Annotated in this window: 16 protein-coding genes; 6 read left to right on the forward strand and 10 right to left on the reverse strand. The window is 40.1% G+C overall.

The genetic code is table 11. From position 1 onward, the window contains the following. Positions 1 to 193: 193 nt before the first annotated feature. On the reverse strand, positions 194 to 6,013 hold the full coding sequence (locus M3204_RS04505) for a DUF4350 domain-containing protein (protein WP_251478974.1): 5,820 nt from the start codon (positions 6,011 to 6,013) through the stop codon (positions 194 to 196). 263 nt (positions 6,014 to 6,276) lie between these two features. On the opposite strand from M3204_RS04505, the gene M3204_RS04510 reads away from it, so the two are divergent. Continuing rightward, positions 6,277 to 7,452, forward strand: a complete 1,176-nt coding sequence (locus M3204_RS04510) for a HupE/UreJ family protein (RefSeq protein WP_251479080.1) — start codon at positions 6,277 to 6,279, stop codon at positions 7,450 to 7,452. A 107-nt stretch (positions 7,453 to 7,559) separates the two neighbouring features. On the opposite strand, the gene M3204_RS04515 is transcribed toward M3204_RS04510, so the two are convergent. The 6 genes from M3204_RS04515 to M3204_RS04540 form a co-directional block, all read right to left on the reverse strand. Next, complete coding sequence (locus M3204_RS04515) at positions 7,560 to 8,801, reverse strand: BglG family transcription antiterminator (protein ID WP_251478976.1); 1,242 nt, start codon at positions 8,799 to 8,801, stop codon at positions 7,560 to 7,562. A 199-nt stretch (positions 8,802 to 9,000) separates the two neighbouring features. Then, positions 9,001 to 10,653 (reverse strand): glycerol-3-phosphate dehydrogenase/oxidase, encoded by a 1,653-nt coding sequence (locus M3204_RS04520; RefSeq protein ID WP_251478978.1) that lies wholly within the window; start codon positions 10,651 to 10,653, stop codon positions 9,001 to 9,003. Positions 10,654 to 10,985: 332 nt separating this feature from the next. Then, the gene (gene glpK, locus M3204_RS04525; RefSeq protein ID WP_251478980.1) at positions 10,986 to 12,476 is read right to left on the reverse strand and encodes a glycerol kinase GlpK; all 1,491 of its coding nucleotides are present in this window, start codon (positions 12,474 to 12,476) and stop codon (positions 10,986 to 10,988) included. A 339-nt stretch (positions 12,477 to 12,815) separates the two neighbouring features. Further along, a complete protein-coding gene (locus M3204_RS04530; RefSeq protein ID WP_251478982.1) occupies positions 12,816 to 13,601 on the reverse strand; it encodes a hypothetical protein in 786 nt (261 codons plus the stop codon). Between the two features lie 250 nt (positions 13,602 to 13,851). Further along, a complete protein-coding gene (locus M3204_RS04535) occupies positions 13,852 to 14,190 on the reverse strand; it encodes a hypothetical protein (protein ID WP_251478984.1) in 339 nt (112 codons plus the stop codon). A gap of 34 nt (positions 14,191 to 14,224) precedes the next feature. Further along, the gene (locus M3204_RS04540; protein ID WP_251478986.1) at positions 14,225 to 15,424 is read right to left on the reverse strand and encodes a hypothetical protein; all 1,200 of its coding nucleotides are present in this window, start codon (positions 15,422 to 15,424) and stop codon (positions 14,225 to 14,227) included. A 416-nt stretch (positions 15,425 to 15,840) separates the two neighbouring features. Here M3204_RS04540 and M3204_RS04545 point away from each other — a divergent pair, with 416 nt between their 5' ends. From M3204_RS04545 to M3204_RS04555, 3 genes are all read left to right on the forward strand, one after another. Continuing rightward, a complete protein-coding gene (locus M3204_RS04545; protein WP_251478988.1) occupies positions 15,841 to 16,437 on the forward strand; it encodes a DUF5317 domain-containing protein in 597 nt (198 codons plus the stop codon). Positions 16,438 to 16,624: 187 nt separating this feature from the next. After that, a complete protein-coding gene (locus tag M3204_RS04550; RefSeq protein WP_251478991.1) occupies positions 16,625 to 18,454 on the forward strand; it encodes a bifunctional diguanylate cyclase/phosphohydrolase in 1,830 nt (609 codons plus the stop codon). Between the two features lie 195 nt (positions 18,455 to 18,649). Continuing rightward, a complete protein-coding gene (locus M3204_RS04555; RefSeq protein WP_251478993.1) occupies positions 18,650 to 19,018 on the forward strand; it encodes a hypothetical protein in 369 nt (122 codons plus the stop codon). 412 nt (positions 19,019 to 19,430) lie between these two features. On the opposite strand, the gene galE is transcribed toward M3204_RS04555, so the two are convergent. Further along, on the reverse strand, positions 19,431 to 20,399 hold the full coding sequence (gene galE, locus M3204_RS04560) for a UDP-glucose 4-epimerase GalE (protein WP_251478995.1): 969 nt from the start codon (positions 20,397 to 20,399) through the stop codon (positions 19,431 to 19,433). A gap of 305 nt (positions 20,400 to 20,704) precedes the next feature. Between galE and M3204_RS04565 the strand changes: the two genes are divergently transcribed. Continuing rightward, positions 20,705 to 21,379, forward strand: coding sequence for a C40 family peptidase (locus M3204_RS04565; RefSeq protein ID WP_251478998.1), 675 nt, complete (start codon positions 20,705 to 20,707; stop codon positions 21,377 to 21,379). 86 nt (positions 21,380 to 21,465) lie between these two features. Here M3204_RS04565 and M3204_RS04570 read toward each other — a convergent pair whose 3' ends face one another. Beyond that, positions 21,466 to 22,014: a competence protein ComK gene (locus tag M3204_RS04570; RefSeq protein WP_251478999.1), complete on the reverse strand. Its 549-nt coding sequence runs from the start codon at positions 22,012 to 22,014 to the stop codon at positions 21,466 to 21,468. 685 nt (positions 22,015 to 22,699) lie between these two features. Here M3204_RS04570 and M3204_RS04575 point away from each other — a divergent pair. Beyond that, positions 22,700 to 23,191 carry a sigma-70 family RNA polymerase sigma factor gene (locus M3204_RS04575; RefSeq protein ID WP_251479001.1) on the forward strand — a complete coding sequence of 164 codons (492 nt, stop codon included), beginning with the start codon at positions 22,700 to 22,702 and terminating at the stop codon, positions 23,189 to 23,191. A 57-nt stretch (positions 23,192 to 23,248) separates the two neighbouring features. Here the strand turns inward: M3204_RS04575 and M3204_RS04580 are convergent, their stop codons facing one another. Continuing rightward, the gene (locus M3204_RS04580) at positions 23,249 to 23,515 is read right to left on the reverse strand and encodes an IDEAL domain-containing protein (RefSeq protein WP_251479004.1); all 267 of its coding nucleotides are present in this window, start codon (positions 23,513 to 23,515) and stop codon (positions 23,249 to 23,251) included. Positions 23,516 to 23,559 lie beyond the last annotated feature (44 nt).

The raw sequence follows: 23,559 nt of genomic DNA on the forward strand, positions 1-23,559 counted from the left end.
AGCCAAGAGGAAAAATTATTGCTATTAACAGTCATTAGTAACCAATCGAAAAAGCAGAGAAGCAATGAATCGTGAAAGTGGTGTGGATGCAACCGGTATGAGCATTAATAAAAGATTAGCATTAATAAAAGAAAGACTGCTATAAAGAAACGATTACGTTCCTTACCTATAGCAGTCTTTCTATTTATAAAACTTATCTTCCTTTCAAGACGGTAACAGTCGTTGATGCTGCTGTTGTATTACCAGCAAAATCTGTTACGGAATAGGTAATGGTGTAAACACGTTCCTTTCCTTTTTCGCCTCTTGTTGCACGTAATGCATAGTCTCTGTCATCAGAGCCATATACAGCACCCTGAACGTCTGTAATATCTTGTTTTTCATCATTCATCGTGATAGATTCCAGAACTACTGAATCGATTTCAGAGGTAGCATCGCTATACTCTAAAATCGCTTTGATATCAATCAGCTTTTGATTCGGAATCAGCAAGATTGGCTTATCCACTGAGACATTCAATTCAGGCGCAGTCTTGTCGATTTTCACGTTAATGGACTTTGTTTCTTCCATATTTCCTCGAACATCTTTACTGCGGAATTCAATGGTGTATTTACCATCTTCCTTCAGCTCGATCGGTGCTGAATACTCTTTCCAATTCTCTTCTCCTGAGAAACGGTATTGAGTCGTGACTGCACCTGGCTTATTGTCTTCAGCTGTTAGTGTCACGGTTACGTCTGAAGTATACCAGCCGTTTTTGCCAGTTGGAGCTTCAGGATTTACAATAGCCGTTGTTTCTGGCGCTGTTCGATCGCCAGCAGTTCCTACCAATTCTTTTGTATCGCGGACACGAATTCTCGTTCCTTGTGCGAATGAACCGGACAGGCCGACAGCCTCTAATGTATCTCCAACTTCCAGTACTGGTACTGGACCACTTTGGTTGACAATATAACCATCCGTGAAGACTAAAACATCACCAGAACCATCATTGATCACGTAAGAGTTATCGTCGAATTTAGATACGACTTCACCTGCTACTTTTACAAGAAGTCCCTGGTTAGCATCAGAAGTTGCTTCCCCTGTTGGAACCAACTTAGGTTCAATAGGTTCGCCGCTGCCGATTTTTATAACATCCTGTTCAAATTTCGCAAACTCAATTTCTTTGTTGTTATCGAATGTAATGATATGTCCATAGATGCGGACCTTATCACCAGGCTTCAATGAACCTGCAGGCACCTCCTGGAATGCCATGATACCGCCAGTTTCATCCTGGACATAGAATGCGTCGAAGAATACTCCTGCTCCAGTTGTGACTGTACCCTCGACCACTGTTTCAGTATCCTCCGCAAGCTTTCTTGCATCACCGATACTAGTAATCTTTGTTTCGCGGTGAGCCAGCCAGTTAACAGCATTCAGCGCGAACTCATCGTTTCCTTTCGGTTCATACGATTCATCCATTTGTTTATCATTGAAGATGTTCATGCCAGATACAATGATACGGCCATTTCCTTCGATTTCTTCTGAAGCAATTAGCGGAATAGAAGATCCGCCTGTTTCATCAGAGACTGCATCGTATGTGTTGCCACCTTTAATGTTTCCTTGGTAGGTTGTTTCATTCCCTTTTGCATGGATAACTACTTTTCCACTCTCAGTCAGTGCTGTATTATCAGGGCCTGATAAGCTAGTACCACTGTAATAATCAAGGAAAGAAACTCGGTCCGTAATATAGTTGGAAACTAATCCAGGGAATACCCTTACAGCATAAGGTGCTACCTTCGGATCATTCCAGAAGTTTCCTGTTTTACTATCATCGAATACGCCATCATTACCCATTCGGATAGACGTGCCGATTTGTGCCAGCATTTCGTTATTAATAGTAGGATTTGTGCTGTTATTGCTCTTTCCTGCCATCAATAATGATCCGCCATTTTTAACAAACTTTGCAATCGCAGCATTTTCATCTGCTGTGTATGTGGATCTAGGGTGAGTGATCACTAATACATTGACGTTGTTTAGGACTGCATCCGTTATAGTCGCTGTATTCTCTGTTACTTTATAACCCTCTTTTTGCAGCATGGTTGTGAAGGCTTTTAAGTTATCTTTATATGTTCCTCCATCACCGCTTGTGTTTTCATTTCCGTGCTTGGCATCAATTACGACATTGATTCCTAACGGTTCTTTGATCTTCACAGGTAAAACAAAGTTTGTATCTCCAAGATCTAAACCATCAAGAGAGGTTACCACTGCTATAATATCATGGTCACCTTTTAACGGACTATTCCAGACAGCCGTTGCCGCTGCTACTCCCTTTGAAGGAATGGAAGAAACATTTTGTGAACCAATCAAGTTTGCTTCTTTGACTTCATCATAATAAAGATCTACTTTTAGATTCTTTACTTCCTGTGTACCATTGTTAGCTACGTTCGCTTTTAGTGTTGCTGGGTTTCCTTCGACGATTACGTCACCGACGATATCGATTCCGTTCACTTTCACATCAAGCGCTTCTTCCTTGGACCAGATTGGAGCAGAATACATGCGCTCACCATCTACCTGAGTCACTCTTACGACAAACCATTGCTGGCCGCCTGTAACAGTATAAGAAGGCTCCCAAGTAAAGTCCGTTGTCATTGGTGAATGGGAAGCTAATACTGTGCCGCCGTTTGTTATCAATTCAACTTTTTCTACTCGATCATCTGACTTATAATCAGCAGCCAGATAGTTATATTCCGCCATGCTGCGAGATTCTGCAACAAGGTCACTACCTGATATGTTGAATTTTAGTGATTTGCTGTCAACTGTTGAGCCCATATAGAAGCCATTCGCCTTCACATCAAGCGTGAAGTTTGGATCCTCAACCATGTAGACACGCATATTGCGCATAGAGTGCAGAAGGGATTCTTGTGAAAGGTCTTCTGCAACGATTACTGTACGAGCCCTTGTTTGTCCCCAAGTACCTTCATGATTGTCCTCACCGTATGTCGGTGCGACATGCCAGCCTAGGTCCAATACGGAGAAGAACTTTTTCTCAGCGTTGGCATATCCATAGTGTCCGGATCCATTACCAACCTCAAGCATTGTGAACAGTTTATCCATATCTTTGTTATAAGGTTTAAAGTTGTTAAATGCGTCTTTGGACATATCCGGATGGTTGAACTGTCCAACTACATCATCATATGTCATGACCCAAGCGTAATACTTGTTCAAGTCCTGATACATCTTGCCATTTATGTTTCGGTCAATAAAGTTTTCGGTTCCGAAAATGTTTGAGTGGCCCCAAGTTGTAGAAGTCATCTCAAATGCCGGGAACACAACATATTCATCGTTTTTCGTATATTGAGCAGAAAGGTCTTTCGTTAATTGCCAATCCTCTCCACCTTTACGTTCTTGCATTCCATCACGTTCAACAGTATCTTGTCCCAGCAAAGTTGGGTCGATATCGTGAGAGTGATCAGAGAAAGCGAACCAGTCATAATTATACTTTTGACCTGCCTTTAAGGCATCCTCTGGCTGACCGGCTCCGTCATGAGAAATATTTGTATGGTTATGAGTTGTACCACGGTAGTGATTGCCACCTTCAAAGCGAGGAACCACTGTAAATGTCCACTGATACTCACTACTGTTCCCTTTTAAATCCGCCGCTGTAACATTAACTGTATGGTCTCCCAGAGAGAGATCTTCCTCAGGTATGAACTTCACCTGGCTCTGGCTGATTTGAGCATAATCAAGCTCCTCGCCATCTAGTCGAACTGTTACAGTTTCTTGGTTAACACCGCTTGGATCCTCAAGTAAAACAGAAATTTCAGGACGAGGACTCTCAACCTTCGTACCGCCAACTGGCGTTTCCCCGTAAATACGGGGTCCCACTTCATCTTCAATCACGTTTACCTGATATGGGGCTTCCTTTGTACCGGAGCTTTGGACACTTTCTCCCGCTTTTGCCTCAATGTAGTATTCCAAGCCGTCTGCTGGTACATTTTCTGAAGGCAGGACTGCCGTGTAACGAGCTTCGCTTCCCGCAGTCATCGGAAGAGCAGAATAATCAGCTGAATTCTTCGCACGATAGTAAACGGTCACTAACTCCGCGCCACTAGCATTTGCTACAAATTCAACATTCGTATCCTTAAACACTTCTGTTAAAGGATTATGGTCAATGCTCAATTGCGCCGTGATATCTTGCATATCACGCGGGAACACTTGGTATCCGTTAACATGAGTCGCATTTGTTGTATATTGGCCTACTATTCCAGTCACAGCATAGTTTTTGCCGGATACAAAAACGTCCTCTGCTTTAATTCCTGTCTTCTCCATTACTCGGACAGTCGTTGACTTATTGTTTTCATCAACAAAAGTAACATTCCAGTTAGCTCCCGAGGTCGCCACTGATGAAACTTTGCCGCTTACTTTTACAAGGCTGCCTTCAAGCGGCTCTGCCACTGTGAATGTATTCAAGCCTAAAATTGTAATATCCTTTGCAGCAGGCACAACATTGCCTTCGCTTACTTTTGTAATTGATGTTGCTTCTAATTCAGTCAGTCCATTGTATTGAATGACTTTACCAGTAATTCTAAGCTGATCACCACGGACCATTTTCAACCCAGAATCATAATTTCCGAAAATATTGATTCCAGCTGTTTCATCCTGAATGTAAAAATTATTCTTCTGTGTTCCCATCACGCCGTTATCGACCGTGACGACACCTTCAACAGTGAAAAACTGATTAAGGTTCGTAAGGATTCCTTTTGAATCCGTTTGCTTCACTTCATTTAAAGGAGTAACAACATCAGTTGCGGCTTTCTCAACTGAAACAGGAACGCTTTCAAGCATAACACCCTTGCTGTCACTTGACTGCTGAGTTACATAAATAGTATCAGGAGCATTTGTGAATGTGATTGCGTTAAAGGCTCCTGTGCCAAGAACCTCGGTTCCATTGCTGTTCAACCTCTCAGCTTTGTTCGCTGAAGAATTTGGATAAACGTAAATTAATGATCTGGCCACACCAGCTCCGGTATTGCCAATCAATGTACCTTTACCATTGTTATCAACGCTGTAGCTTAATTTATCTGCAACAACATCTTTGCTTGCCTGAGCCAGATTGATCTGGATGGCATCACTTTCACCTTTGCCTTCTTGTGTTGCAGAAACGAAGACCGAAGCTAAAGCTTTATCTGTTGTAAAATTCACTTCAAAAGAACCGTCAACAAGTGCAGTCCCTTCGTTAAGCACCGTTCCTTTTGAGGAAGTTTCGTAAACCTTGATGACTGATCCTGCCATTGTTGCCTCAGCGTAGCCAGTCACCTTAACAGTGCCATCCTTTAAAGTGAATTGAATATTATTTCCTACTGGCTGAAGGCTAATGTTTGATTCCATTGGCTGTTCTGCTGGGCTTGCACTGTTCTTTGGAACAGGCGCTGCTGCCACGAAATCCAAAGCGTTGTCATCAGAATCCCATGCATTTCCCAAACCTGGTTCAGGTATGACGTTTGCATATGGACGACGCTGGACACTTTTACTTGCAGATGGCGCGGGAGTTGGACCACTGCCTTCAAAAACGCTTGCTGTTGTGCCAAAACCAACAAAATCTACTTGTTTGTTGTCTTTATCCACTAACTTAACTTTACCAGCTCCAGCAGCCATCGAGGCACCACCAGTAGCATCAGGTGCAGGAAGCTCTTCACCTCCATAAGTTCCACCTGTTTGTGCAATTAAATAATATCCATAAGCTGGGATTTCACCTGACATACTAGTAGAGTTCCATGATGTACCAGTGGCAGATGCATATTGCACAGACCATCCGTCAAGAGGAACAGGCTTATCCGTCGGATTATATAATTCTATGAAATCTTTGTTAAAAGGAGCACCACTGTTTCCCCCGGCTCCATATACCTGACTGATCACCACATGTTCTGAAATGGAAGCGTTTGCTTTTTGGGCCAAGCCAGCTGGTAGAAACGTGGTAATCAGCAATATTACTGCTGTTAACAGGCTCGTCCATCTTTTAAAGCTTCTCTTATTTCTGTTCATTCATCTTCCACCCTTACTGTATTTTTGCGAACCCCTAAACAGCGAATAATCCCTGAAAGATTATCGACACCCTTTCATAAATAAGTATTAGTCCATCTTTAATTCTACAAAATTCTGATTACTAAAGATATAACTGAAAATAAATATTTCCTGAAAATCTTCGCTTAAATTTTTCCATCATCTATACACCTATAGGAAAATATGATTAGATTTAAATGTTAATAGAGTTAGATAAGAAAAATCGGGGAGGACAACTAGTGAGGATGTTTAACAAGAGAGGGTCTAAATTAAAATTATATTTCGTTATTTTCGTTTTTATTATATATACTTTCCCTTCCATGGCGTCTGCCCATCCCTACAGCGCCAGCTTCACAACGATTCAGTTTTTGGAAAATGAAACAAGATTTGAATTCTCCATTGATGCCCTGTCTATCATCGAGCTCCAAGAGGATATAGATACGAACGAGAATAATGTACTTGAGATGAATGAAATAGAAGATGATCAAGATCATCTTGTTGAATTCCTTACCCACACTGTCATCCTTGATAAAAACAACGAACAGCAGGAGCCAGAAGTTCTAGATATCAAAATAGTGAAAAAAGAAAACAAGGATTTTCTGACTATTTCATTAACATATCCTGCTTATCAACCCGGTGACACTATCACGATCAATGATGGACTTTATTTTAATGACACTGATACCAACTATGTAAACTTATTGACCGCAACCTATACAGGTGGCTCGAGCCAAGCTGCATTGCAGGGAGATAATAGATCCTGGACCATCCTGCTCTCTGAGGATCAACAGGAGCAGCAAGCAGGAGATGAGACCATACCAGATAAAGATTCTGACGAAACCGGAGAGACAACAGAGCCAAAACCCACAAAGACATCTTCTTCCTGGTTGTCATTTTTTAAATTGGGTATGTCTCACATATTGACAGGGTACGATCATCTGCTCTTTCTTTTTGCTCTGCTGCTAAGGAAACAAACATTTAGACAATATGCTATGATCATCACTTCTTTTACAATTGCTCATAGTATTACTTTAAGTTTGGCAGTGCTAGGAATCCTGGACCTTCCATCAAGATTTGTAGAATCCTTTATCGCCTTGAGCATCATTTATGTAGCGGTTGAGAATATTGTCAAAAAGGATGTAAACCATCGTTGGGCTCTGACATTTGTATTTGGTTTAATCCATGGACTTGGGTTTGCTAACATCCTTCAGGAAATGAACCTGCAAAAATCACACCTTGCCTCCGCATTGGTAAGTTTCAATATCGGAATTGAAGTCGTACAGCTTGTGATTGTGCTGTTGCTCCTGCCGATTCTTGCCTATATGCATAAACTTGCAGTGTCACAAAAGTTGATAAAGTATGGATCCATGGCAATCATCCTATTAGGAGCTTACTGGTTGTTTGAAAGGCTATTTTTATAAGAATCTTTTCGTAAAACAATAATCTATGCGAAAACAGCCTTTTATAAAAATCACAAAGCGAAAGCCTGAAACTTGTTTGAGTTTCAGGCTTTTGCTTTGTTAAAAAATTACGCACTGGGCCTCTCAATCCATCCGCCGAAATGCATGGTGATCAGGGCAACTTCTTCATCCGGCACTTTTTTACAGATGGCTAGTTCTAGGTGATGAATCACCTTTTTTGTTTCCCGGAAAAGATCCGAATAATTGCTAATGATTGTTTCAGCCAGAGGGTTTTCGAATTCTAGGCCATAGATGATACGGTAATAAGCTGATTTCAAATGGAAATATAAGCTGCGTTCCAGTACTTCCCTATCATGGAATGCAAGGTGAAAATCCTCCTCGAAGTCACTAACCATCTTTTCTATAATGTTTTTTAAAAGATCTAGTTCAGCTTCCCCCGCACTGCTCGGGCAATACTCTTCAGTTTTGGCCCCCATCAGGCAAACCGATATATAACAAAGCTCATCATCTGGAATGATCAGCTTGAATTCTTCCTCAATCTGCTTACCGATAAATTGGGCAGCCTGGTACTCTGCTGCGGGCTTCAAAATGACTTTTTCCATTGGATCTATGTCCATCATCTTCCCCTGCCGGTACCTTTTCAGCAAAAACAGCAGGTGAATGCTTAAGATCTCGATCATATCATCAGGATAATGGATATTAAGATATTTCTCCGATTCAAATAAAATCCGGTGAACGGCGGCAGCCTCAGGTGATGCAAAAAGTTCATTCGACCAATTTTTTTCTATCTCGGATTGCAGCTCAGAATTCAGCCAATGACTCTCCTTATTTGGATGGATACGCGCAAGAAAATGGACAAGACTTCTCCGCTTGTCTTGTTCCAATCCAATGATATGATAGCCTTCATCTTTTTCCAGCTGCAGATTCAATCTATGACGAGCCAGCCGTGCTTTCAATTTTTCCACATCTCGCAAAATGGTACTTCTGCTTACACGAAGCTTTTCCATTAAATTAGCAAGAAAAATCGGCTCCTCTCTCGTCAAAAGCAGAATCCCAATCCAGGCCAGCCGTTCCCGAGCAGAGCGATGATAGTCTGGATTCAATGCAATACGGGAAACTTTTTCTTTAATAAAAATCTTTTCATTGGTTTCAAGGCAAAAACCATGTTTGCGAATATAGCAAACAGGCTGCAGACTATTACTCTCCAGCCAATCACTAATTTCTTTTATATCACGATAAACCGTGCTTCTCGTGATTTCCCACTCTCTGATAATTTCCGCTAAGGGTATATAAGAATCCGCCTGTAACAATCTGTTTAAAATCCATATTCTCCGAGCATTTAAAGTCATTAAGAAATCACCCTTTTTAAAGTGGCATACTAAAAAACGAGAAGATTCCGTCTATTACATTATACTTTGCCAGATTGGCTTTTCATACCCCTATGGATAACGATACGCACAGACATTTTCTACTATTCGGTAACTTTCCTCGCTAATCAAATATAACGGCAAAAAGCTCCCAATCTTGATTGATTGGGAGCTTATGCATCTAATTCATAGGTATTGTCGCTGCGTTAATCTCATTTTCTAACTCGAAGTCATTTTTTTCTTTTTCAGCCGCTGTCCAATTAAATCGTTTAGCCATATAACTGCTTACTTCATCTTTAGTTTGAAGAACCACTTTTATATCAAAAAGAAGTGCTCCTGTCCTCCTGTAATAAAAGTCAAGCAGTGTCGCGACCATTTCATGTTCGATTCCATATATCAACTTAGCGAAAACACCTGGTGGTATGTTATATTGATTTGCGATTGTTTTGTGACTGCTGAAAAGATCAAACACCGTTCTGGCATTGGATCCATAAAATGCTGCGAGGTGTTTCGCATCTGCTTCAGAAAGGCCTCCCTGGATTCCCAGTTCCGCATTAGATGCTACATACTCTTCAAATTTTCCCGACCCGCCAATGTCTCCCCCGGATATTGGAAGCTCCTTAGTCTGACAGGTGTTGAACTTCCGGCCCTCTTCAGCTTCCAGCTTTCCCGCAACTAGGTTGACAATCATTTCTGCCATACTGCGGTAACCGGTCAGCTTGCCACCAGCTATTGTAATCAAACCCGACTTTGATTCCCAGATCTCATCCTTCCGTGAAATCTCCGAAGGGCCTTTACCTTCCTCATGGATGAGCGGGCGTATTCCTGCCCAGCTGGATTCTACGTCCTCAGGTTTTGCTTTTACCTCTGGGAACATATAATTGATGGCATTGATTAAATAATCCAAATCAACCTTTGTCATTCTTGGTGTTGCTTTTTCGCCCTCATAAAAAGTATCAGTCGTGCCGACATATGTTTTTCCATTTCGAGGGATGGCGAAAACCATCCTTTTATCGGGTGTATCAAAATAAACCGCCTGCTTTAACGGGAAGCGCGACTGGTCGATGACAATATGGACACCTTTCGAGAGTATCAATGTTTTCCCTTCCTTGGAGCCATCCTTTTCACGCAGTTCATCCACCCAGGGTCCAGTTGCATTTATGATCTTTTTCGCACGTACTCTGTATTCTTCGCCAGTTAATTGGTCTTTAACGAGAATACCAGCCACACGTCCGTTTTCATAGATTAATTCTTCTGCCTTGGCATAGTTCAGGGCGACTGCGCCTTTTTCGACTGCTGCCTTCATGACCTCAATCGTCAGCCGGGCATCGTCAGTCCGGTACTCCACATAATAGCCGCCGCCCTTCAGCCCTTGTTTCTTAATCAACGGCTCCCTTTCAAGGGTTCCCTCTCTTGAAAGCATTCTGCGGCGCTCGCTTTTTTTCACACCAGCTAAAAAGTCATATACACGCAAGCCAATCGAAGTTGTAAGACTTCCAAATGTTCCTCCCTCATGAAATGGCAGCAGCATCCACTCAGGCGCCGTCACATGCGGACCATTTTCATAAACAATCGCGCGCTCTTTCCCTACCTCAGCAACTACCTTCACATCTAATTGCTTCAAATAACGCAATCCACCGTGGACAAGCTTTGTCGATCTGCTTGACGTCCCAGCAGCAAAATCCTGCATCTCAACAAGGCCTGTCTTCATACCACGGGTAGTCGCATCCAATGCAATCCCTGCTCCTGTAATGCCCCCGCCAATAACCAATACATCCACTAACTCCTCTTTCAGCTTCGACACAAACTCATTCCGCTTCAAATTCGTAAACATACATATTGCCTCCTTAAACAACAAGAGACCACTATTCATCACCTTTCCATGAGGGTAATGCTTTGCGGTCTCTCCAGTCCTTCTGCTATGTCTCTTTAAATAAATATGTTTTTATGGCCAGTCTTATTTTCAGTTGGTGCCTGTCATCTTATTCAAATGCTGTTTACGCATTGATTGTTGTTTTTACAACCAAGCTTTCATCCCTTATATCGCTTGGCTTCGAGCACTTTTCGATGACGTTTCTGAACATAGAATGCATTAAAACTCGTGAAAATCCAGTTGCCGATTTTTTACTTTCCTATTGTAAAAGCAACAAAGTACACGAAAAGAGTCTATTTAAAAGCCATCGCGGCATTGACTGCTTTTTTCCATCCGTCGTATAACGTCAACCGTTGTTCGTCTGGCATTTTTGGCTCAAATGATTGGTCGATGGCCCACTGTGCGGCGATTTCATCCTGGCTCTCCCAGAAACCGACCGCCAACCCAGCCAGGTAAGCAGCTCCTAATGCCGTTGTTTCATTGATAACCGGCCTTTCAACCGGAACATTCAGGATATCACTCTGGAAATTCATCAAGAAATTATTTTTTACGGCTCCGCCGTCAACACGCAGTGTTTTTAGCTCAATCCCCGAATCGGCTTCCATCGCGGACAATACATCCTTTGTCTGGTATGCAAGCGATTCAAGTGTGGCCCGGATAAAATGCTCCTTGCTCGTTCCGCGAGTCAAGCCGAAAACAGCACCTCTTACATCGCTATCCCAATAAGGTGTACCTAACCCAACAAAAGCAGGAACCACATAAACTCCATCGGTTGATTCTACTCTGTCCGCATATTGTTCGCTGTCTTTCGCATCTTTAAGCATCCGCAAGCCATCGCGGAGCCATTGAATCGCCGAACCCGCAACGAAGATGCTTCCTTCAAGTGCGTACTCGATTTTTCCGTTCAAGCCCCAGGCCACAGTAGTTAACAGCCCATTCTCTGATTTCACTGCCTTTTCACCAGTATTCATCAGCATAAAGCAGCCAGTTCCGTACGTATTCTTCGCCATTCCTTCCTGGAAGCACGCCTGGCCGAACAATGCCGCCTGCTGGTCACCAGCAGCCCCGGCAATCGGCACCTCTTTGCCGAAAAAATGATGTGGGACAGTATTGGCATAAACCTCCGAAGAAGGCTTTACTTCAGGAAGCATCGATGCTGGGACCCCAAGGATTTCTAACAGTTCGCCATCCCACTTCAGGTCATGGATATTGAACATCAGCGTCCTTGATGCATTGCTATAGTCCGTAACATGGGCGCGACCGCCAGACAGCTTCCAAATCAGCCAAGTATCAATCGTGCCAAACAACAGCTTGCTCTCATCAGCCCTCTGCCTTGCCCCCTCTACATTATCAAGGATCCATTTTACCTTTGTGCCTGAAAAATAGGCATCGATCAACAAGCCTGTTTTATCCCGAAAAAGGTCATTGTACCCGTCAGCTTTTAGCTCATCACAAATCACGCTCGTCTGCCTCGATTGCCAGACAATTGCGTTATAGACAGGTGTGCCCGTTTCCTTATCCCAGACAACAGTCGTCTCGCGCTGGTTTGTTATCCCTATTCCCGCTATCTGAGCAGGCTTAACATTGGATTCCGATAAAACTCCGGCAATAACCGCTAAAATCGATCCCCATATTTCATTCGCATTATGCTCGACCCAGCCCGGCTTCGGAAAGTGCTGAGTAAACTCCTTCTGGGCAACGTGGACAATCCCACCTGTTTTGTCAAACAGAATCGCCCTTGAACTAGTCGTTCCCTGGTCCAATGACAGGATGTACTGTTCCATAGAATCCCCTCCCTTGGTTATTGATCATGTATGTTTCTAAAGCATATGTAATTTCATGGAATACTTAACTTAACTATACCCAAATCAGAGTGTAATTTTCAAAAATTCTCACTGCATGGAATATTTATCTTCCCTGTTTTGCAAGTTAATTTTCCTAAATCCTCATTCATCTTCCCAAAAAGGTCATTTAAAATCTTACTGACTCATTTTATCTTTTTGCCTTTTTTCAGTTAAAGGTAAAAAAGAACCCCAATCACTTGGAGTTCTATCGAATGCCACTATTTTAATCAAACGTTTGATTAACTATTTTTCTATAAATCTCGACAAAATCATTTCTAATTATATCTGTCCTACTCCCTGAAGCATCTCCATCCATGTATCGTAAGAATGAAGCTGCACATGCACTGGTGTCTCAGCATGATCCGTGTATTCTACTACCCATATTCCCTTTGATGATGGTAAAAAGAACATGATATTCATAAGCAAAGGATCTTCCTCCAGAGACGGAAGATTAAACATCGATATGTTATTCAGAGACCACTGCTTCGACTCCAAGGCAAGTTTGAATTGATTGAAAGCCACTCTTTCATCGGGAGTAAAATATGTATTTGCCTCTAATTTTTCAAGATTCTTTTTATCACTTAGCATATCAAAATCCTGGTCAGTCATATGAAATGACAACCCATTTTCAAATTTGATATCTGTAAAAGAATAGTAATCTATAATATGTGCAGGAAGTTCATCGTTGGTTATATACGCAAATTCATGGATGATATCCCTGTCAATTAAATGGGACAGCCATGTTTCATTATCTATTTTATGAATCATCAGGATATGCTGCTCTGGCGCATTCGAGCAGCGAATCATCCATTGTGATTCTACATAGGATTTGATGAAGGCTTCCATTTCAACACTGATTGGCGCCTCATTTTTCGCTTCCCTTTCATAATCCCATATCTGCTTCAGCATCAATTGGTGGATGGTTGCCTGCATGACCGATTCCCACTTGTCAGGACTCAGGGTTCCCATCGAAGACTCCGCGATTCCTTTTCCTACACCCGGATAGCCGCTAAATGTTACTAATAATGCCAGTTCTTCCGTTGTGCATGCCAAAAGAGGCTTCATTGGAACACATCCTTTTCTATATATTGAAACTTTAAGAACAAAGATAGTAAACTTAAAAACTAAGATACTCGCAATCATAAATCATAGATTTTCTAAAAACCAATGGATTTTGAAACATAAGAGTCATCCCCATCAAGGCGGAAAAACTGCGATTTTTCATGATTTGAACACGACCATGACGCTTTCGACCTCAAGAAATTCATACCATTCGTATCTTTGACTATGCTGACGACGTACATCCTTTCAAAACTTACAATATCAATGAAAATAGAACCCATTTAATAAATTGATATACCAGGATACTTGTAATCCCCATCAGCAACAGGAAACCCAACATAATAAGTTTACGTAAGAACCAATTATATTTTATGAATCTTTTATAAAAGAAAGGCCCTATGCCAATGATTAGCCCCATGATTCCATTCACTGTTTTTTGATATTTTGTTTCAGTTTTTTCATATGTGCCCCATTCATAGTATTCAATCATCATATTCCCTAACAACAGGATTGTCAGGGCAAATGCGAACTGAGCTGAAAGCAGAAGTCCAATAACACCCAAAATGATATCGAATATTTCTTTGATCGCCATCTCTTTTTAATTCCACCTTAGATTGTTATTTAACTTAATTAAACCAACTGTCAATAGACTTAAAGCCTTTGTCTGCGAGTTTTCCAATGTAACCGCCAGCATCCTTAAAGCTATCCCCATACTTTACGCTTATGAGGCCTCCCGCTAAACCGCCAACGGCCCCGCCAATAACAGTACCTACAGGGCCACCGATACTGCCAATTATCGCACCTATTTTAGCGCCGCCACCTATCGCAGCAAAGTCTCCGGCAAATCCGCCGACAGCTCTTCCAAACTTTTCACCTTCACTCCTATTCGCATTTTTCGGATCGAACAGCTCCCAAGCTGCTGATCCAAAAGAGATTAACGTCCCAGCGACTGGAATTCCTTTACCTACTTTTGTAAAACCTTTCGCTTCTGCCAGATTTCTTGCTACGTCTTTCACACCTAATTTTATCCTTTTGTGAAATTCTTCAGATAAAGTAGATGCCTTCATGTAAGTAGCATTTTTAGGAAAGCCTGCAGCATGTTTCAGGATTGCTGCCGGGCTAGTGTATGAGGTTACAAAATTATGAAGCTTTTTGGCAACCGGATTTACCGGATTGGATTTTGAGAAATCATATAAATATCGGGCAACATTGGAACTATATTTCCCTTTGCTGGTCCAGGATGCATCGGCTGAAACAGTAAATTTGTAGCCACCTTTTAGCCGTTGCCATAATGAAGGTTTTCCGCCGATGTAGTTAATAGTAAGCTTGCGTCCAAGTGTAAAGGCAGTGGCTACCGAAGCTACTTGTGACCCAACAAGAGCTGTATCAAGCAATCCCATCTGTTGATTAGCAGATGCAAAATATTTAAGGATTTCCTGATAAGAAGACGACTTTTTATCAACTTTGCTGCTTTTTTGAGATTGTGAATTCAAAGGATTATTGCATTGAGCAAAACCAAAGTCTTTATTCCATGTTGCAATGAGTGATACTGCCTTTCTATTGACCGTATTTTCAGCTATTGTGTATTGGTCAACAGAGCGATTTACAAAAGAGTTCAGCTCCTTTATTTTTTGTTCTATTTTACCAAGAGAACTCCCTGCTCTAGAAAGACTTGTTCCAATTGATCTCCTGCTTAAAATCCTGCGATCCAGAATCCCACTTACCTGCGAGACTCCACTCTGGATGTTCGCGATTTTTACAAACAGCTGCCTTGTCTCTGGGTTAATACTCTGTATAATTCTACCTTTAAATTTGATTGACTGCATTCTATAGAGGCACCTCCTCAATATATAAATGGTCTCTTTACATTAGGAAAATTAGGTAATTATCATAATAATCTTATATAATCAACGGTCCAGTCAAATGAAATCCATTGTACTTTTTTTTATCTTTGACTACTTGAATAAAACGTCCCTCAAAGTTCTTATTACCACACTTGTGTTCTTAAAAAAGAAAATATCTTAATATAGTTAATTTGCAGCCAATTAAACTCGACACGATTTTTTGCACTTATTAATCCTACTATCCGTTATCTAGTTCTTTATTCCTAAGTTTTTCTAATAGAATGAAAACACTAAAAAAGTGGTTGAATTTTCTTTCTTCGTGAGTCTATCATATTAATGTAATTACATATGTTAACAATATTGATTTTCTACTATACTTATGAGATAGGAAGTATGTTATGGTATTTGACGGGATTGTTATTTCGTTTGTCATTGCCTTGTTCCGCAAAGGGAATTTGCAAGGTTTGTCCGATTTAAAACTGAAAGCAGGCTGGATTTTCCCGCTTCTTTTAGCAGTCCAATTAGTAGTCTATTCCTTCCAGAATGATTACAAGGTACTAGGACAGGCTAGCGCATCTATTTATATGGTTGTTTACATACTAGGCCTCGTGTTTTTATTCATTAACCGGAACCACCGTGGATTTTTAGTTATTTTCATAGGGGTATTCCTGAACTTTTTAGCGATGGCGATCAACGGAGGAAGAATGCCTGTTTCTGCTGAAGCAGCTGCAATTCTTGATCCAAGTTACATCGAGGCGCTAAAAGAAGGTTTATATGCAAAGCATTCACTTCTTGATTCTTCTACTAAACTAGGAATGCTCGCAGATATCATCCCATTAACAGATCCATACCCGCGAACTCAAGTCATCTCAATCGGCGATGTTGTCATGAATATCGGGATCTTCCTCTTTATTCAGTATTTGATGGTAGAAATACCTAAAAATAAAGAGGTTCAAGATATCAATATGTCAACTGAGGGAGGTGGATTGAGATGAAAAAGGATCAAAAGCAAGGCATTAAAATTACTACTATCATTTATAACGCAGTTATCATTGGTTCAGCGATCATGGCGTTAACTTCAGGTTTTAAAATTATTGGAACCTAATATACGAAGAAAAAATATCTAGCGGGAGGAGTTTTTATAAAAACTTCTCCTTAATCTTGTGTATGAGAGTGATAAAAATGCAATTTTTTAGAAACAGTACGAATATATATATCTTTGCGGTTTCAGTATTAGGGATAATGGCCTTCATATTGGAAGTAGAAAAAACCTCCTATTCTCTAACTGAATGGGTCGCTATTTTAACTTTAACTGGTTCTGTATTATTGTTGAATCACTACCATATACAGCTTCCTCCAAAGGGTAATGCTCTCTCGATGGATTCTTCGGTCTTCCTTGCGAGTCTCTTCTTGTTTGGACTGGACCTTACCCTTACGGTGTTATTATTGCATAGTATAATTTTCAGTTTCACCAAAAGAAAAAGTAAGTTATGGGAACATATCATTAACTTTTCCATCTATACTTTGATGATCACTTTCTCGTTCCATCTATTCATATACACTGGCGGCACTGTCGGGAATGTTCACATTACAAATCTGATTCCTTATATTTCTTCATTAAGCATATACTTTATTATCAACATTTTATTAGTAGGCCTTTACTTCCTTTTAGCGGCTTCTGAAAGCCTGGTAAATGTTTTACGAGGTATTATCAAAGAAACACTTGCAACATATGTGAGCACCTTAATGCTATCACTTGTTCTCGTAATTTTAATGAGTTCTCAAAGAAACTTTGGACTTTTTTTATTTATAACCATTTCATTCTTGTTATCACAAGCTTTCAAGCAGCATTTTGAGCTATACAAGGAAATGTCTGAGAAGGCGAACAAAGATTATCTAACCGGGTTGAATAACCACGGATATTTTAAAGAGTTATTTGAAAATGAAATGTCTGTCGCCAGAGAATCTGGACTGCCTTTAAATGTTGCGCTTCTGGACCTTGACGATTTTAAAAAATATAACGATTTGTACGGCCACATCAGAGGAGACCAACTCCTCAAAGAATTCGGCTCCATTCTTTTAAAAGAATCAGCAGCTAAAAATTATACAGTAGCTCGCTACGGCGGTGAAGAGTTTGCGATTCTCATGCCAAATACTGTGTCGGACGATGCATTCCTGTTTTTGAATAATATGCGTAAAAAGATAAACGACACATATTTTAATGGTGTCGAAGCCCTTCCCTATGGCTGTTTATCTTTTTCAGCTGGATTGGCTCAGTGGGAAAAAGAAACCTATAGCATTTCCGAATTGCTGAACAAAGCAGATGAAGCAATGTATTTCGCAAAGGCTCAAGGTAAAAACCTTGTGCAGACTTATCAGACTCAGTTAAAAAGTCTTGATGACTCGCAATCATTTGAAAAGCAGCTTGAAGAAGCTGAGCAACAGCTGAAAATCTTCCTGTCCAAAGACGTTTATACTTACCGGCATAGTAAAAGGGTCTTCCAATATGCTGTCGATTTTGCGAGAAAGCTTAATCTTTCTGATCACGAGCGGAGACTTTTCACATTAGGGGCACTGGTGCATGATATCGGCAAACTAGAAATTCCGCGCGATGTTATCAACAAAAAAGGCAAACTAGAACCTCACGAATGGGAAATGGTAAAAAAGCATGTTACTTGGGGTAAAGAAATCATTTCTACCAACAAGGAGCTTGAAGAACTAATTCCGTTAGTCGAACTGCACCATGAACGTTATGATGGGAAAGGTTATCCTTATGGCCTTCAAGGAGAAAACATCCCTAAGCTTGCTCGCCTATTGTGCATTGTCGACTCCTTCGATGCAATGACGACCGAGCGCCCTTACCAGAAAACAAAATCTTTTGAGGAAGCAATCCAGGAGCTTCGTGTCTGTGCAGGCAACCAATTTGACGCGCAGTATGTAGAACCATTTATTGAGATGATTGAAGAGCGTTACTTTCTAAAGGAAGAAAAAGAGCTTGCTATGCAGCATTAAAAAAGGACATCCATTCAAATTAATCCGCTTTGGGAGTACCCGTATGGGAAATGCAAATTTAAAAACAAGTATAAAAGCAGTGGATTTCACAACTGAAATCGCACTGCTTTTAGTATTTTAGGAGCTATTAATATGGTGAAATTAGTTGTTTAATCTAGATTATCTCGAGATGTTAATTATGGAGGAATTATTAACTTGTATAAATTATATAGTATCCTGGCAATCAGTATTATTGCCCTTAGCGGAATATACATTTGGGTTGATAAAAAGAACGAATTTACAACAGAGAAGTGGATAAATGAACCGTTGAAACGAGGAGAAATAGTTGATGATTTATTAACATCCTATAAGATGGTTGGAATGACAAAGAAGGAAGTAATAAATTTGCTGGGATCCAGTGGTGAACCAATAGATATGGAACGCCCAATAGGAGAAAGGGAAATCAATGGTCTGAATTTTAATTTAGGACCAGAGCCAGGTTTTATGAGTATAGATGATGCGTGGCTGATTATCTACTTTGATGAAGATAATCGTGTAAGCCGTTACAAACTGACTACTGATTAAATTCCCCCAAAGGGGTGTTTTGATTATATTTTTGAAGAAACCTTTATTGAACAAATGGGACAGTTTTTCTGATTGTGAAGCAATGTACTTAAAACAAACAGGTTCTTAACTTAAATAAGAAATTTTGAAATGATAGTCAGCTATCGTTTTTTAAGTTATTGAATTAGCACCCCCATCCGCACAGCAAATAGCAGAAGCATAATATTTTGTTGCCCTTGCTAATTGGGGTGCTATTTATTATTCATTTCAAGTATATGCATCTCTACAAATCCCTTCATACCAATAAAAAAGCAGAGCGAATTCATATGAATTACTCTGCTTTTTAATACGCTTTTATATGTGTTTTTATAGCTGCGGGTACTCCAAAGGAGAACCACTTACACTTTTTTGTTTTAGTATATAACAGCCCGAATTATTTTACGCTTTGGTGCCACTTCCATGCACTGCTAATGATTTCTTCCAGTTTTCGTTCTGCTTTCCAGCCTAAAGCCTGGCGGATTTTTTCCGCAGAAGCGACCAATCTAGCAGGATCACCTGCGCGGCGTTCGGCAATCACCACATTTGCTTTTTTGCCAGTAACTTTTTCGCATGTATCGATAACTTCTTTCACAGAGTAGCCCTGTCCGTTGCCAAGATTGTATATGGCCGTTTTATTCTGTTCATTCAGTAACGAATCTAGAGCGGCAATATGAGCGTTAGCAAGGTCTTTCACATGAATATAATCGCGAATGCATGTTCCATCTGGCGTGTCATAATCATCGCCGAAAACAGAGATTTGTTCACGTTGACCCAACAGATGCTGCAGGATGATTGGGATCAAGTGCGTTTCAGGATCGTGCATTTCTCCGATTTTACCTGATTCACTTGCTCCAGCAGCGTTAAAATATCGCAATACAACATAACGCAGATCATATGCAACAGCAAAGTCCGCCAGGATATTCTCTACCATAAGCTTTGACTGGCCATATGGATTGATTGGCTGCGTCCTGCTGTCTTCACCAATGATCTCCACTTCCGGGATTCCGTAAGTAGCCGCCGTCGAAGAGAAAATAAAATTCTTCACGTTATATTTCAACATCACTCTTAACAACTTTAGCGTGGAAGCTACGTTATTCTCATAGTACTTTAAAGGATCGACAACAGATTCCCCCACAAGACTATTCGCCGCAAAATGCATTACCGCTTTGATTGGGTATTTGCTAAAAACAGCCTCAAGATCACTCTCATTGCCAAGATCCCCCTTGAAAAACACTGCACTGGGATCAACTGCATCCTCGTGGCCGGTTGATAGATTATCCAATACTACTACTTCATTCCTTTTTATTAATTTCTCTACAAGATGACTGCCGATATAACCTGCACCGCCAACTACTAGGATCATATTATCCTCCTTAAACAATATACTTTTATTCTCAATATATTTTTGAGTTCACAAAAATGACCAAAAAAATAAGGCTGAAACCCAAAATGGGTAGTCAGCCTTTCAGAATTTTAAGTATTCCCTTACAAAGCAGATAATGATTTTGTAATTCGAATAGGAATTTCTACTTAATATTGCAACAAGATACAAATTAATCAATAATTATTGTCGTAATCTGTAATATAAATGTAATTTTCCCGTTATTTGTTTGTAACCCCTTTCAATATATACTATGTTTACAATCTATCAATTGGGGGTAAACATCCTTGTTAAAGAAAATCTTAGCTGTTTTAATGCTCTTCTCTTTGGTAGCTACTGTCGCACCGTCTGTGGACCAAGCTTCTGCCGCGGGTACTTCCTATTTAGTTAAAATTAATTCTGGAACTTTGAATGTACGTAAAACTCCTTCAACATCTGCCGGGGTTGTTACGAAACTATCAAAAGGACAGGAAATCACTGTTAGTTCCCAATCAAAAGGCTGGGCAAAGATTACAGCTAAAGGAAAACAAGGTTATGTAAGCTCAAAATTTATTGCTCCGAAAACTAATGCAGCCAAGAAACAACTGGCTGTGAGCAATGCTAATTACAAAGCTAAAGCTATTTCAGTTGCTAAAAGCAATTTAGGAGTTAAATATCTTTGGGCCGGTTATACACCTAAAGGATTTGACTGTTCTGGTTTAGTTAACTATTCATACGGAAAGTCCGGAATTTCTCTGCCTCGTACAGCAGCTGAAATGTATACAAAGGGAACAAAGGTTACATCCTATCAGCCTGGAGATTTACTATTTTATGCAACTAGTGGCGGTAAAAAGGTTACACACGTTGCCATTTATATTGGAAATGGACAAATGATCCACTCCGCAACTTCAAAGGGTGTTTCAATCGCTAGTTTGAATAACTCCTATTGGAAGAACAGATTCATAGGAGCTAAAAGAATATAATAGAGTTTATGAAGTGGCTGTGTGCCACTTTTTTTATATCCAAAAAAGCTCCTGCTTTTGAGCAGGAGCCTCTTCGTTTTTAAATACTAAAAAATTAAGTAAGGATTTATTCCTTCCTTTTGTTGAATATTGAAACCTTTTTTTGGTTCAACGAAAAAGGTAAGCGGCCTGTTAGAGTTATTAAACATTGCCTCTCTTAAATCTTCGGCTTTTTGACGTCTTGAATTAAAGGATGATTCCTTCATCTCAATGATGAACGTATGATTGTAGCTGAGAAAAACTTCTGTCCTTCTTACTCCGCGCGCCTTTGTCTTTTTAACATGCATAAGCGAAAACCATACACAAAAATCATCATTGTATGATTTAGTCGGGAATAGCCAAATGCCTAAATTACAATTGATCTTTATCGGGCACATATTTATTTCTCCGAGTATATTCCTCGTGCTTTTTCTACCTCCACGAAAATCAGAACCGAGCCCTAATAAAGTATTATTAATAATCTCGAGCGGCTTCAAATCTACAAGGAAAGTTCTTTCTCCTTCGATTACCCTGGTACATAACTTCCCAAGACTACTATATTCTCCTGTAATGAGCACAGTTTCTTGGTTTATCGTGTAATTTTTTAAGGTTTCCATCCCTTAACCCTCCAGCTTCTTGAATAATTCAGCAGAAAGGGTATACTTACATAGTTGGTATACCCAACACAGATGTCCTCGGGAAATGTCCTCCAAGACGTTATTTCCTGAGGTCTTTCTTTTGGTAAAGCTATTTTGCCCCAATTTTGATACTCACCTCCTCTCCTATATCTTCGGTTTTAATAAAAACCCCTGCAGGTATTATTATATTAATTATTCTATTAATAAGTAAATCCGTAATTAAGCAGAAGAAAAATGCTGGTAATAACAGAATATTGATAAAGTTTTGTTTTATCAGTATAATATAATATTGTATTTTTGCTAAGGCTCATTTTCGAGTCCTTTTTTATTGGAAAAACAGCGCGAGTTATCCAAATATTAGAGTTAATTCTATTTTGATAGCAGAAACCTGACTCATCCGTAAGCGGAAAATATTTTTCTTGAATTGTCTAAAATCTTTCACAATTACCTTCCCTTTGTTCTTACCACCCTTATTCATACTTCTTTTAAGTGAAACTCATCTTTTTCAGTTTAAAAAATGATTTTCCAGCGTAAATAATAGTTTATTTTTGCTTTTTAGCCTCGAAAACTCATTTTAAGAAATTAGTCAACCCGCTAGGTAAGCAGTATGTTAAAGCTACCCGGGAATACAATTGAGAATCGCGCGATCTGAAAGGATTCGCAAATGGAGTGTTTTGACCAATTAGCAAAACAATATGAACCTATGATTCACAAAATCATCCGCTCGCTCAATATCTATAAAAATAAACAAGAGTTTTTTCATAATGGGCTTATCGGTCTATGGGAAGCTTCGGAGACATTTGACCCAGCAAAGGGCGAATTTACAAACTATGCGTACACATATATTAAGGGCCGGATTTTAAATGAATTGAATAAAATGAACAGGCATTTAGACCAAAGTGTTTCCCCAAAAGAGGAATATTGGGAAACCATTGAAGAACAGAATCCAGTCATTCCTTTAGAAACTGAAATTCTGCTCAGTTACTGCCAGGATCTTTCGGAAAAAGAAACGAAATGGGTGATTTATACCTGTGTAGAATTCCTGTCTGTGCGTGAAATCGCTAAAAAAGAGAATGTTTCTATCTCGGCCGTAAAACAGTGGCGGAATGGTGCAAAGAGAAAGCTCCAAGGTGGCCTTCTAGAAATTATAGACTAAAAAAAGCCTGAAACCGGTTCTTTATTTACGGTTTCAGGCCTTTATATTTTGGTGGTTTTATAGAGCATCTTGCCAGTTCTCCGATGTCAGTGCCATAAATCTTTCTTTGTCTTTGTTCGCGAGGGCCAGGTCGATTTCTTCTGTTCTTTTTTTCTTGAGGAACTCCATTTGAACCTTTTTGATGATTTCATTAGCACCTTCTGTGTACCTTGTTTTTTCACGAGTCAGAATCAGGTTTGTATTGTCGGGGTCGTGCATAGTATCCATATACATATTCAAATCCATGTCTTGTTTATAGTAATTAGAGTTCTTTTCATTTTTCATCACAATCCCTACTTTCTGTGGGTTTAATTGTTAGTTACTATTTA

Source organism: Mesobacillus subterraneus, from assembly GCF_023715485.1.
In the GTDB taxonomy this organism is placed as follows: domain Bacteria; phylum Bacillota; class Bacilli; order Bacillales; family Cytobacillaceae; genus Mesobacillus; species Mesobacillus subterraneus_B.